Origin of the sequence: Kitasatospora gansuensis, assembly GCF_014203705.1 — a bacterium.
Classification (GTDB): Bacteria; Actinomycetota; Actinomycetes; order Streptomycetales; family Streptomycetaceae; genus Kitasatospora; species Kitasatospora gansuensis.
In genome coordinates this window covers 5,484,357-5,496,754 of sequence record NZ_JACHJR010000001.1, presented here as the reverse complement: position 1 = coordinate 5,496,754, position 12,398 = coordinate 5,484,357, and the positions used below count along the sequence as shown (strand labels likewise).

Genomic DNA, 12,398 nt, shown 5'->3' with positions numbered 1-12,398 from the left:
ACCGGCTCAGCGGCCGTTGAACGCGTCCTTCAGCCGGGAGAACAGCCCCTGCTGGCCCGGTGCGAACGTGCCCGAGGGCCGCTCCTCACCGCGCAGCACCGCCAGCCGCCGGAGCAGGTCCTCCTGCTCGGGGTCGAGCTTGGTGGGCGTCTGCACCTCGACATGCACTATCAGGTCGCCCCGGCCGCCGCCGCGCAGATGCGTGATGCCCCGCCCGTGCAGCGGGATCGACTGGCCGGACTGGGTGCCGGGCCTGATGTCGACCTCCTCCAGACCGTCCAGGGTCTGCAGCGGCACCTGGGTGCCGAGCGAGGCGGCCGTCATCGGGATGGTGACCGTGCAGTGCAGGTCGTCCCCGCGCCGCTGGAAGGTCGGGTGGCTGGTCTCGGCGATCTCGACGTACAGGTCGCCGGCCGGGCCGCCGCCGGGGCCGACCTCGCCCTCGCCCGCGAGCTGGATCCGGGTGCCGTTGTCGACACCGGCCGGGATCTTCACCGTCAGGGTGCGACGGGCCCGGACCCGGCCGTCGCCCGCGCACTCGGGGCACGGGGTCGGGACCACGGTGCCGAAGCCCTGGCACTGCGGGCAGGGGCGGGAGGTCATGACCTGGCCCAGGAAGGACCGGGTGACCTGGGAGACCTCGCCCTTGCCGCGGCACATGTCACAGGTCTGCGCCGAGGTGCCGGGGGCCGCGCCCTCGCCGGAGCAGGTGGTACAGGTGACGGCGGTGTCCACCTGGAGTTCCTTGGTGGTGCCGAACGCGGCCTCCTCCAGGGTGATCTCCAGCCGGATCATCGCGTCCTGGCCGCGCCGGGTGCGCGAGCGCGGGCCGCGCTGACCGGAGGCCGCGCCGAAGAACGCGTCCATGATGTCGGAGAAGCCGAAGCCCGCCGCGCCCGCGCCGAAGCCGCCCGCGCCGCCGCCGTTGGGCGACAGCGGGTCGCCGCCGAGGTCGTAGACCTGGCGCTTGGCCGGGTCCGAGAGCACCTCGTAGGCGGCGTTGATCTCCTTGAACCGCTCCTGCGTCTTCGGGTCCGGGTTGACGTCCGGGTGCAGTTCGCGGGCAAGGCGTCGGAACGCCTTCTTGATCTCGTCCTGCCCCGCATCCCGTCGGACGCCGAGTACCGCGTAGTAGTCCGTGGCCACCAAATGCTCCGCTTGTTCCGCCTCTAGAAGTGCTGCGACTGGTCTGACAGTGCTCTGTTAGGACTCGGCCAGGATCTGACCCACGTACCGTGCGACCGCTCGCACCGCCCCCATTGTGCCCGGGTAGTCCATCCGGGTCGGTCCGATCACGCCCAGCTTCGCGACACTCTGATCGCCCGAACCGTAGCCGACCGAGACCACGGAGGTGGAATTGAGCCCCTCGTAGGCGTTCTCGTGGCCGATCCGGACCGTCATCCCCGCGTCCGCCGTCTCACCCAGGAGACGGAGCAGGACGACCTGCTCCTCCAGGGCTTCCAGCACCGGCTGGATGGTGAGCGGGAAGTCGTGGCCGAAGCGGGTCAGGTTGGCCGTGCCGGCCAGCATGATCCGCTCCTCGTTCTGCTCGGCCAGGGTCTCGAAGAGGGTGGCCAGCACGGTGCTGACGGTGGGCCGGTCGGCGGGCTCGAAAGCCGCCGGCAGGTCCTCCAGCAGACCGGGCACCTCGGGCAGCGGCCGGCCGACCGCCTGGGTGTTGAGCTTGGCCCGCAGGTCGGCCAGCACCGTCTCGCCGACCGCCCCGGGGCAGTCGACCATCCGCTGCTCGACCCGGCCGGTGTTGGTGATCAGGACCAGCATCACCTTGGCCGGGGCCAGCGCCACCAGCTCGACGTGACGCACCGTCGACCGGGACAGCGAGGGGTACTGGACCACCGCGACCTGCCGGGTCAGCTGCGCGAGCAGCCGGACCGTACGGGCCACCGTGTCGTCCAGGTCCACCGCGCCGTCCAGGAAGTGCCGGATCGCCCGGCGCTCGGGGGCGGTCATCGGCTTGACCTCGGCCAGCCGGTCGACGAACAGCCGGTACCCCTTGTCGGTGGGGATCCGGCCCGCGCTGGTGTGCGGCTGGTGGATGTAGCCGTCCTCCTCCAGGGCCGCCATGTCGTTGCGCACGGTGGCCGGGGAGACGCCGAGGTTGTGCCGCTCGACCAGGGCCTTGGAGCCGACCGGCTCCTCGGTGCCGACGTAGTCCTGGACGATCGCGCGCAGCACCGCGAGCTTGCGGTCGTCCAACGGCCGCTCGCTGTACATGGCCACGCACCTCCGTCTTCGCTTCGTCCTGATCCGGTCCGTCCCCTGGCACTCAGCTGGGCAGAGTGCCAGGACAGTACCTGCCAGTGTAAGGCCCGACTCCGGCGGCAGGAACGGTGCCGCCTGGTGATCCTTGCCGCTGTCCCACCCGTGCCGCCCGCCGAATGCCTTCGGCAAGTGGCAGCATCGAAAGCGACAGATCCGGACATAAGGAGCAGTCATGTCGTCAGGCCAGCACTCCCGCTTCGCACCCGACCGCGGGCTGACCGGTCGGATGGTCACCACGATGTTCGTGATCGGGCTGCTCTACGTCGGCTTCACCGGACTGCTGATAGTGCTGCTCCGCGGGGCCTGGCCGCTGATCGTACTGATCTCCGGCGGGCTGTTCGTGGCCCAGTTCTGGTTCAGCGACAAAATCACCCAGCGGGCGATGGGCGCCCGCGAGGTCACGCCCGAGGAGTACCCGCAACTGCACGGCACCATCGACCGGTTGTGCGCCCTGGCCGACATGCCCAAACCCCGGGTCGCGGTCACCGTCACCGACATGCCGAACGCCTTCGCCACCGGCCGCAACCCCGAACGCGCCGTGGTCTGCGTCACCACCGGCCTGCTCCGGCGACTGGAGCCGGAGGAGCTGGAGGGCGTGCTCGCGCACGAGCTGTCGCACGTCGCGCACCGGGACGTGGCGGTGATGACCATCGCCGGCTTCCTCGGCGTCCTGGCCGGGGTGATCACCCGGATCGCGCTGTACGGCGGCCTGATGAACGGCCGCGGCCGCAGCAACGACAGCAACGCGGCGCTCGCGATGATCCTGGTCCCGCTGGTCAGCATGGTGGTCTACGCGGCCAGCTTCCTGCTCACCCGGCTGCTCTCCCGCTACCGCGAGCTGGCCGCCGACCGGGCCGCCGCCCAGCTCACCGGGCGGCCCAGCGCACTGGCCTCCGCCCTGACCAAGGTGACCGGCCAGATCGCCGCCATCCCGAGCGAGGACCTGCGCCGGGCGCAGCCGTACAACGCCTTCTACTTCGCCCCGGCACTGAGCGCCCGGGAGGCCGCGAGCCAACTGATGTCCACCCACCCGTCGCTGGAGCAGCGGCTGGAGCAGCTCGGCCGGATCTCCGCCGAGCTCGGCCGCTGAGGAGCCACCGCCCCATGGGATTCCTGAACGCCCTCTTCGGCCGCAGCAAGCCGGTCCGGCCCGACCTCGACCAGCTCTTCGGCGTCCCCTCCGCCGCCCTCACCCTGGAGGCCGCCGCCGGCTTCCGCCCCACCGGCCTCGGCTCGGTCTGCTTCGCCGCCGTCGAGGGCGCCGCCTTCACCGAGGTGGCCACCCGGATCCGCGCCCTGCTCGACGCCGACACCGAACGCGGCGGCATCCCGGTCGAGGTCTCCCAGGACTCCTACGGCTACACCTGGCTGCTCGCCCGCCACTCCCCCGACGACCTCCCCGCCCTGGTCAACGACCTGCACGCGGTCAACAGCGAACTGGAGGCGAACGGCTTCGGCCCCCAACTCCTCTGCTCCATCGTCGGCTTCCACAACGACACCGACCGCCCCCTCGGCCTGGTCTACCTCTACAAACGCGGCACCTTCTACCCCTTCGCCCCACTCCCCGGCGAGAAGCGCGACAACCCCCTGGAGCTCCAGGTCAAGGCCCTCCTCGGCAACGACCTCCGCCTGGAACAGGACCTCACCCGCTGGTTCCCGGTCTGGGGCGCCCCGGGCATGGACGGCTGAGCCGGAGTCACACGCTGCCGGGTGACGGCCGGTCAGCTCTCGTAGACTCGGTGGAATGCGCAGCAGGGAGTACGGCCCGGACCTCACCCCGCCGTGGAAGCGGCAGCAGCCCGCCCCCGAGGTGGCGGCCGAGCGGGACTTGGTGGTGGAGGAGGCGGCCACCGGTTTCTGCGGGGCGGTGGTGCGCTGCGAGCGGACGGCGGAGAGGTTCACCGTCACGCTGGAGGACCGCTTCGGCAAGCACCGGGTGTTCCCGCTGGTGCCGCGCGGCTTCCTGCTGGAGGGGCGGGTGGTCACCCTGGTCCGCCCGGTCGCGGCGGCCCCGGCCCGGCCGAAGGTGACCGCCTCCGGGTCGCTCGCGGTGCCCGGTGCGCGGGCCCGGGTGGCCCGGGAGTCCCGGATCTACGTGGAGGGCCGGCACGACGCCGAGCTGGTCGAACGGGTCTGGGGCGACGACCTGCGGATCGAGGGCGTGGTGGTCGAGTACCTGGAGGGCATCGACGACCTCCCCGCCATCGTCGCCGAGTTCGGCCCGGGCCCTGGCCGCCGCCTGGGCGTCCTGGTCGACCACCTGCTGCCCGGCACCAAGGAACACCGGATCGCCCAACAGGTCACCGGTACCGAGGTCCTGATCGTCGGTCACCCCTACATCGACGTCTGGGCCGCCGTGAAGCCCACCAGCGTCGGCATCCCCGCCTGGCCCGACGTCCCGCGCGGCGAGGAGTGGAAACTCGGCGTCTGCCGCCGCCTCGGCTGGCCCGAGGACACCCCCGCCGCCTGGAAGCGCATCCTGGCCTCGGTCGACTCCTACCGCGACCTCGACCCGGCCCTGCTGGGCCGGGTCGAGGAACTGATCGACTTCGTGACCGCTCAGTCCGAGTAGGTCTGGAACTCCTCGGTCTCCAGGGTCAGCCCGAGCACCTCGACCGGGACGGCAGCCTTGAACCGGCTGACCTCCTCGGAGCGGTAGTCCGGCACGTCGTCGCTGCTCAGGTCGGTGAGCAGTACGCAGACGCCTTCTCCACGATGAAGTTGTGAACCCGGTCGGGCCCGGCCATCATCACGATTTCCCCCTTGATGAGCTCAGCCTTGATGCCCTCCGGAACCTCCAGGTTCTCGAAGATCGTTATCATCCGGTCATCCACGGCTGTCATCACTGGCTCCCTCGGACGGCTGCTCCCACGGTATCGGGCGACCGCCCCCGGGGTCAGTCCCCAAAAGGCTGACGGTCAGTCCACCAGGTCGCGGACCACGCCGTCGGCCAGCAGCCGCCCGCGCAGGGTGAGCGCGGCCCGCCCGTCAGCGTACGCGTCGGCGTCCAACAGGCCGTCGGCCAGCGCGCGTTCGGCGGCGCGGAGGCCGTCGGCGGTCAGCAGGCCCAGCGGGCAGCCCTCGCGCAGCCGGAGCTCCAGCAGGATGCGTTCGACCCGGCGGTCCTCCTCCGGGAGGACCTCGCGGCCCTGACCCGGGGTGCGCTGCTCGGCGAGGGCCTGGGCGTAGGCGGCGGGGTGCTTGGCGTTCCACCAGCGGACGCCGCCGACGTGGCTGTGGGCGCCGGGGCCCGCGCCCCACCAGTCGGCGCCGGTCCAGTAGAGCTCGTTGTGGCGGCAGCGGCCTTCCGGCGAGGTGGCCCAGTTGGAGACCTCGTACCAGGAGAAGCCGGCGGCGGAGAGCGCCTCCTCGGCGATCAGGTAGCGGTCGGCGTGCACGTCGTCGTCGATCATCGGCAGCTCGCCGCGCTTGACCCGGGCGGCCAGCTTGGTGCCGTCCTCGACGATCAGCGAGTACGCCGAGACGTGGTCGGGCCCGGCGCCGATCGCGGCGTCCAGCGAGGCCCGCCAGTCGTCGTCGGACTCGCCGGGGGTGCCGTAGATCAGGTCCAGGTTGACGTGCTCGAAGCCCGCCGCGCGGGCCTCGGCGACGCAGGCCTCCGGGCGGCCGGGGGTGTGGTGCCGGTCCAGCAGCTGGAGCACGTGCGGCTTGGCGCTCTGCATGCCGAACGAGAGCCGGTTGAAGCCGCCCTCGCGCAGCTCGGCCAGGTAGGCGGGGTCGACCGACTCCGGGTTGGCCTCGGTGGACACCTCGGCGCCGGGGGCCAGGCCGAACTCGTCCCGGATCGCGGCCAGCGCCTTCACCAGGTCGGCGGCGGGCAGCAGGGTCGGGGTGCCGCCGCCGAGGAAGACCGTCTCGACCGGGAGGTCCACGTCACCGAGCACCCGGCGGGCCAGCCGGACCTCGGCCACCAGGTTGTCGGCGTAGGTCTCCTGCGAGGCCACCGCGCCGGAGGAGCGCAGCTCGGTCGCGGTGTAGGTGTTGAAGTCGCAGTAGCCGCAGCGGCTGGCGCAGTACGGCACGTGCAGGTAGAAACCGAACGGCCGCCCGCCCAGCCCTTCGAGGGCGGAGGCGGGCAGCGAACCATCGGACGGCAGCGGTTCACCGTCGGGAAGTGCGGAGGGCATGTACCCATTGTCCGGTACGGCCCAGGTGGACCGTACCGGACAACAAGACTCACGCCTCGACGGTGCCCGCGTACATCTCGGTGACCGCGTCGGCGTAGGTCCGCTCGACCACCGGGCGCTTGATCTTGAGGCTCGGGGTCAGCTCGCCGTGCTCGATGTCCAGGTCGCGCGGGAGCAGGGTGAACTTCTTGATGGTCTGCCAGCGCTGCAGCTCGCCGTTGAGGCGCTGCACGAAGCCCTCGATCAGCTGGTTCACCTCCGGGGAGGCCACCACCTCGGCGTAGCTCTTGCCCGCCAGGCCGTGCTCGGCGGCCCACGGCATGATGACCGCCTCGTCCAGGCCGATCAGCGCGGTGCAGTAGTTCCGGCCGTTGCCGATCACCAGGATGTTGCTGACGAACGGGCAGACCGCCTTGAACTTGCCCTCCACCTCGCTGGGCGCGACGTACTTGCCGCCCGAGGTCTTGAACATGTCCTTCTTGCGGTCGGTGATCCGCAGGAAGCCGCCGTCCAGCTCGCCGATGTCGCCGGTGTGGAACCAGCCGTCGGCCTCCAGCACCTCTTCGGTCTGCTCGGGGAGGTTGTGGTAGCCGCGCATCACGCCGGGGCCCTTGAGCAGGATCTCGCCGTCCTCGGCGATCCGGACCTCGGTGCCGGGCAGCGGCTGCCCGACGGTGCCGACCCGGTAGTCCTCCTCGCGGTTGACCGTGGAGCCCGCGCTGGTCTCGGTCAGGCCGTAGCCCTCCAGCACCGGCACGCCCGCGCCGGCGAAGAAGTAGCCGATCTCGGGGGCGAGCGCCGCGCTGCCGGAGACGGCGCCGCGCATCCGGCCGCCGAAGGCCGCCCGGATCTTCGCGTAGACCAGCTTGTCGGCGATCGTGTGCTGGATCGTCAGACCGAGCGGGGCGGTGTTCTGCCCGGTGGCGATCCGGTTGGCCTGGGTGGTCCGGGCGTAGTCCCGGGCGACCTTGGCGGCCCACAGGAAGATCTTGTACTTGGCGCCGCCCTGGGCCCGGGCCTTGCCGGCGATGCCGTTGTAGACCTTCTCGAAGATCCGGGGGGCGCTGGCCATCATGGTCGGCCGGATCACCGGGAGGTTGTGGATGATCCGGTCCACCCGGCCGTCCACCGCCATCACGTGACCGGTGGCGATCTGACCCGAGATCAGGGTCTTGCCGAACACGTGCGACAGCGGCAGCCACATGAACTGCACGTCGTCCGAGCGGAGCAGGCCGCTCTCCTGCTGGGCCACGCCCTCGTACGCCCAGCAGTCGTGCACCAGGCGGACGCCCTTGGGGCGGCCGGTGGTGCCCGAGGTGTATATCAGCGTGGCCAGCTGCTCGCGGTCGAGCGCCTCGACCGCCTTGGTCACCGCGTCCGGGTGCTCGGCCAGGTGTGCGGCGCCGCGCTGCTCCAGCTCGGCCAGCGACAGGACCTCGAGGCCGCCGGTCTCCTCGTCGCCCTTCGGGGCGTCGAACAGGATCACGGTACGCAGCTCGGGCAGCTCCTCGCGGCGGGCGACCACCTTGGCGAGCTGGGCGGCGTTCTCCGCGAACATCGCGCGGCTGGCCGAGTTCGCCAGGATGAAGGCGGTCTCCTCGGCGTTGGTGCTCGGGTAGACCGTGGTGGTCGCCGCACCGGCGCACATGTTGCCGAGGTCGGCGACGATCCAGTCCATCCGGGTGGACGAGGAGAGCGCGACCCGGTCCTCGGGACCGATGCCGAGCGACATCAGACCGGCCGCCACGGCCGTCACGCGCTCCGCGGTCTGCGCCCAGGTCAGCGAGCGCCACTGCTCGGCGCCGGGGGCGCCGTCGGCCGCGTGCTCGTCCACGGGGACGGGGAACCGGTAGGCCTCACCATTCGGGGTGGCCTCGACACGGCTCAGGAAGAGGTGGGCCACCGAGGGCGGACGCCGGTCGATCGTGGACTGCGCGGAACTCAACGAGGACCTCCGGGGGGCGGGTGGCCGAGGGTGGAGCGCGGTGGCGTGGGGGCCTGCCGACCGGCTGCTTGGTTAACCAGCGAGTAACAAGCTGGCAATCAGCAGCCTAGGGGCTCGACGGCCGATCCGTAAGGGGGTGAAAGGAGCTGGCACCCTGACCGTTATCCCGTGCAAAGACAGTACAAAACCGCTTGGTCGAGCCACCGTAAACCCCCACACGGCGCGCCGGAACCCGGAAAATGAGGTGCGACTCCCCCGGCCGACTACGAAAGTGTCACGGTGCTGATCAAACTTCTGCGGGCCCATCTGGGTCCGTACTCACGGCCCATCACCCTGCTGGTGCTGCTCCAGCTCGTCTCGACCCTCGCAGCGCTCTACCTGCCCGCCCTGAACGCCGACATCATCGACAACGGGGTGGTGAAGGGCGACACCGGACACATCCTGGCTCTCGGCGGGGTGATGATCGGCGTCACCGTGGTGCAGGCGATCTGCTCGGTCGCCGCCGTCTTCTACGGTGCCAGGACCGCGATGGCGATCGGCCGGGACATCCGGGCCGCCGTCTTCGACCGGGTGCAGAGCTTCTCCGCCCGGGAGCTGAACTCCTTCGGCGCGCCCTCGCTGATCACCCGCACCACCAACGACGTCCAGCAGGTCCAGATGCTGGTGCTGATGGGCTTCACGCTGATGGTGGCGGCGCCGATCATGTGCTTCGGCGGCATCCTGATGGCGCTCAACCAGGACGTGCCGCTGTCCGCCTTGTTGCTGGTCGTGGTGCCGGTGCTGGGCGGCGTGGTGACCGTGCTGGTCCGCCGGATGCGCCCGCAGTTCCGCACCATGCAGACCAGGATCGACACGGTGAACCGGGTGCTGCGCGAGCAGATCACCGGGATCCGGGTGATCCGGGCCTTCGTGAAGGACCGTCACGAACAGGATCGTTTCGCCGGTGCCAACACCGAGCTGACCGACGTCTCGCTCAAGGTCGGCCGGCTGCTGTCCTTCATGTTCCCCAGCGTGATGTTCGTGGTGAACGTCTCCAGCGTCGCGGTGATCTGGTTCGGCGCGCACCGGATCGACTCCGGCGACATGGAGATCGGCGCGCTGACCGCCTTCATCTCCTACCTGATGCAGATCCTGATGAGCGTCATGATGGCCACCTTCATGTTCATGATGGTGCCGCGCGCCGAGGTCTGCGCCGAGCGGATCCAGGAGGTGCTGGCCACCGACAGCAGCGTGGTGCCGCCCACCGACCCGGTGACGAAGCTGCTGACCCGGGGTCAGTTGGAGCTGCGCGCGGTCGAGTTCCGCTACCCGGGCGCCGAGGCCCCGGTGCTGCGCGGCATCGACCTGATCGCCCGGCCCGGCCAGACCACCGCCGTGATCGGCTCCACCGGCAGCGGCAAGTCCACCCTGCTCGGCCTGGTGCCCCGGCTGTTCGACGCCACCGGCGGCCAGGTGCTGCTGGGCGGGGTGAACGTCCGCGAGCTCGACCCGGTGCTGATCGCCGAGACGGTCGGCCTGGTCCCGCAGAAGCCGTACCTGTTCTCGGGCACGGTGGCCGGCAACCTGCGCTACGGCAAGCCGGACGCCACCGACGAGGAGCTCTGGCACGCGCTCGAGGTGGCCCAGGCCAAGGACTTCGTCGAGCAGCTGGCCGAGGGCCTGGACGCCCCGATCGCCCAGGGCGGCTCGAACGTGTCGGGTGGTCAGCGCCAGCGGCTGGCGATCGCCCGCGCGCTGGTCAGCCGTCCGCAGGTGTACCTGTTCGACGACTCGTTCTCCGCGCTCGACTACGCGACCGACGCCAGACTGCGCAAGGCGCTGGCCCGGGAGACCGCCGAGGCCGCGGTGCTGATCGTGGCCCAGCGGGTCTCCACCATCCGGGACGCCGACCGGATCGTGGTGCTGGACGAGGGCGCCGTGGTCGGCAGCGGCACCCACCACGAGCTGATGGCCGACAACCCGACATACCGGGAGATCGTGCTCTCCCAGCTCACCGAGCAGGAGGCGGCATGAGTACCTCGGACCGCGGGGACACCCCGAAGAAGTCCCTGGCGGACTCCCAGACCGCCGCCGCCCGGCGCGGTCCGGGCGGACCGGGCCGGTTCATGGGCGGCCAGGGCGCCGAGAAGTCGCTCGACTTCAAGAACTCCGCCAAGCGCCTGATCGGCATGCTCCGCCCCGAACGCCCGCTGCTGCTCGGCGTGCTGACGCTCGGTGTGCTCAGCATCGGCCTCGCGGTGACCGGCCCCCGGGTGCTCGGCAACGCCACCGACCTGATCTTCGCGGGCGTGGTGGGCCGGCAGACCCCGGCCGGGATGGACAAGGCCCAGGTGCTCGAAGGCCTGCGGCAGACCGACCGGGGCGGCGTCGCCGACCTGCTCGGCGCGGTCGACTTCGTCCCCGGCCAGGGTATGGACTTCGGCGCGATCGGCACCGTGCTGTTCTGGGCCCTGCTGCTCTACGTCGGCTCCGCCGTGTTCGGCATCCTGCAGGGCCGGCTGGCCGCCACCGCGATCAACCGGGCGGTCTACCGGCTGCGCGAGGACGTCGAGGCCAAGCTCTCCCGGCTGCCGCTGAGTTACTTCGACAAGCAGCCGCGCGGCGAGGTGCTCAGCCGGGTCACCAACGACATCGACAACATCGGCCAGTCCATGCAGCAGACCATGGGCCAGGTGGTGAACTCGCTGCTCACCATCGTCGGTGTGCTGGCGATGATGTTCTGGATCTCCCCGCTGCTCGCGCTGATCGCGCTGATCTCCGTCCCGGTCTCGGTGGTGGTCGCCACCAAGGTCGGCAAGCGGGCCCAGCCGCAGTTCATCGCCCAGTGGAAGACCACCGGCACGCTGAACGCGCACATCGAGGAGATGTACACCGGGCACGCCCTGGTGAAGGTCTTCGGCCGGCAGCAGGAGGCCGCGGAGACGTTCCGTCAGGAGAACGAGGCGCTGTTCGCGTCGAGCTTCAAGGCCCAGTTCATCTCGGGCATCATCCAGCCCGCGATGATGCTGATCGGCAACCTCAACTACGTGCTGGTCGCGGTGGTCGGCGGTCTCCGGGTGGCCAGCGGCGCGCTCTCGATCGGTGACGTGCAGGCGTTCATCCAGTACTCCCGGCAGTTCAGCCAGCCGCTCACCCAGGTCGCCAGCATGGCCAACCTGGTGCAGTCCGGCGTGGCCTCGGCCGAGCGGGTCTTCGAACTCCTGGACGCCCCCGAGCAGTCGGCCGAACCGCTCGCCCCCGAGCGGCCCGAGGTGCTCCGCGGCCTGGTCTCCTTCGACGGCGTCTCGTTCCGGTACGACCCGGAGAAGCCGCTGATCGACGACCTCTCCCTGAAGGTCGAGCCCGGCCACACCGTCGCCATCGTCGGCCCGACCGGCGCGGGCAAGACCACCCTGGTCAACCTGCTGATGCGGTTCTACGAGACCACCGGCGGCCGGATCACCCTGGACGGCGTGGACATCGCGGCGATGTCCCGGGAGGAACTCCGGGCCGGGATCGGCATGGTGCTGCAGGACACCTGGCTGTTCGGCGGCACCATCGCGGACAACATCGCGTACGGCGCCGAAGGCGCATCGCGGAAGGCCGTGGTCGAGGCCGCGAAGGCGGCGCACGTGGACCGCTTCGTCCGGACCCTGCCGGACGGCTACGACACCGTGATCGACGACGAGGGCGCCGGGGTCAGCGCGGGCGAGAAGCAGCTGATCACCATCGCCCGGGCGTTCCTGGCCCAGCCGTCCATCCTGGTCCTGGACGAGGCCACCTCCTCGGTGGACACCCGGACCGAGGTGCTCATCCAGCGGGCGATGGCCCGGCTGCGGACCGGCCGCACCAGCTTCGTGATCGCGCACCGGCTCTCCACCATCCGGGACGCGGACGTGATCCTGGTGATGGAGGACGGCTCGATCGTCGAGCAGGGGTCGCACGACGAACTGATCGCGGCCAAGGGCGCGTACGCGCGGCTCTACGCGGCGCAGTTCAGCCAGGCGGTCGCGGAAATCGACTGACGGAAGTTGCACTACCCA

The 12,398-nt window shown here is 70.7% G+C and carries 10 protein-coding genes; 5 read left to right on the top strand and 5 right to left on the bottom strand.

What is annotated here, in order from left to right:
* Positions 1-6: 6 nt before the first annotated feature.
* Both dnaJ and hrcA read right to left on the bottom strand, forming a co-directional pair.
* Complete coding sequence (gene dnaJ, locus F4556_RS24555; protein ID WP_184919616.1) at positions 7-1,146, bottom strand: molecular chaperone DnaJ; 1,140 nt, start codon at positions 1,144-1,146, stop codon at positions 7-9.
* A 57-nt stretch (positions 1,147-1,203) separates the two neighbouring features.
* Positions 1,204-2,235 (bottom strand): heat-inducible transcriptional repressor HrcA, encoded by a 1,032-nt coding sequence (gene hrcA / locus F4556_RS24550; RefSeq protein ID WP_184919614.1) that lies wholly within the window; start codon positions 2,233-2,235, stop codon positions 1,204-1,206.
* A gap of 220 nt (positions 2,236-2,455) precedes the next feature.
* On the opposite strand from hrcA, the gene htpX reads away from it, so the two are divergent.
* The 3 genes from htpX to F4556_RS24535 are packed head-to-tail and all read left to right on the top strand — an operon-like array spanning position 2,456 to position 4,855.
* Positions 2,456-3,373, top strand: coding sequence for a zinc metalloprotease HtpX (gene htpX, locus F4556_RS24545; RefSeq protein WP_184919612.1), 918 nt, complete (start codon positions 2,456-2,458; stop codon positions 3,371-3,373).
* A 14-nt stretch (positions 3,374-3,387) separates the two neighbouring features.
* Entirely contained in the window at positions 3,388-3,972 is a 585-nt protein-coding gene (pspAB, locus tag F4556_RS24540) for a PspA-associated protein PspAB (RefSeq protein WP_184919610.1), read from the top strand.
* 55 nt (positions 3,973-4,027) lie between these two features.
* Positions 4,028-4,855 (top strand): DUF3097 domain-containing protein, encoded by an 828-nt coding sequence (locus tag F4556_RS24535; RefSeq protein ID WP_184919608.1) that lies wholly within the window; start codon positions 4,028-4,030, stop codon positions 4,853-4,855.
* Positions 4,856-4,961: 106 nt separating this feature from the next.
* On the opposite strand, the gene F4556_RS38445 is transcribed toward F4556_RS24535, so the two are convergent.
* The 3 genes from F4556_RS38445 to F4556_RS24520 all read right to left on the bottom strand — a co-directional run bounded on the left by F4556_RS38445 (position 4,962) and on the right by F4556_RS24520 (position 8,376).
* The gene (locus F4556_RS38445; RefSeq protein ID WP_313068568.1) at positions 4,962-5,126 is read right to left on the bottom strand and encodes a hypothetical protein; all 165 of its coding nucleotides are present in this window, start codon (positions 5,124-5,126) and stop codon (positions 4,962-4,964) included.
* A 75-nt stretch (positions 5,127-5,201) separates the two neighbouring features.
* Complete coding sequence (hemW, locus tag F4556_RS24525) at positions 5,202-6,431, bottom strand: radical SAM family heme chaperone HemW (protein WP_184919606.1); 1,230 nt, start codon at positions 6,429-6,431, stop codon at positions 5,202-5,204.
* 49 nt (positions 6,432-6,480) lie between these two features.
* Positions 6,481-8,376 carry an AMP-dependent synthetase/ligase gene (locus F4556_RS24520; protein ID WP_184919604.1) on the bottom strand — a complete coding sequence of 632 codons (1,896 nt, stop codon included), beginning with the start codon at positions 8,374-8,376 and terminating at the stop codon, positions 6,481-6,483.
* A 279-nt stretch (positions 8,377-8,655) separates the two neighbouring features.
* Between F4556_RS24520 and F4556_RS24515 the strand changes: the two genes are divergently transcribed.
* Together F4556_RS24515 and F4556_RS24510 are read left to right on the top strand one after the other, a co-directional pair.
* Entirely contained in the window at positions 8,656-10,389 is a 1,734-nt protein-coding gene (locus tag F4556_RS24515) for an ABC transporter ATP-binding protein (protein WP_184919602.1), read from the top strand.
* Positions 10,386-12,380, top strand: a complete 1,995-nt coding sequence (locus F4556_RS24510; RefSeq protein WP_184919600.1) for an ABC transporter ATP-binding protein — start codon at positions 10,386-10,388, stop codon at positions 12,378-12,380. The genes F4556_RS24515 and F4556_RS24510 overlap by 4 nt, the downstream gene beginning before the upstream one ends.
* The last annotated feature ends 18 nt before the right edge of the window (positions 12,381-12,398 follow it).

Coding starts and splice junctions, on each gene's coding strand:
- hrcA (WP_184919614.1), bottom strand. CDS start 2,235: ATGTACAGCGAGCGGCCGTTGGACGACCGCAAGCTCGCGGTGCTGCGC.
- htpX (WP_184919612.1), top strand. CDS start 2,456: ATGTCGTCAGGCCAGCACTCCCGCTTCGCACCCGACCGCGGGCTGACC.
- pspAB (WP_184919610.1), top strand. CDS start 3,388: ATGGGATTCCTGAACGCCCTCTTCGGCCGCAGCAAGCCGGTCCGGCCC.
- F4556_RS24535 (WP_184919608.1), top strand. CDS start 4,028: ATGCGCAGCAGGGAGTACGGCCCGGACCTCACCCCGCCGTGGAAGCGG.
- F4556_RS38445 (WP_313068568.1), bottom strand. CDS start 5,126: ATGACAGCCGTGGATGACCGGATGATAACGATCTTCGAGAACCTGGAG.
- hemW (WP_184919606.1), bottom strand. CDS start 6,431: ATGCCCTCCGCACTTCCCGACGGTGAACCGCTGCCGTCCGATGGTTCG.
- F4556_RS24510 (WP_184919600.1), top strand. CDS start 10,386: ATGAGTACCTCGGACCGCGGGGACACCCCGAAGAAGTCCCTGGCGGAC.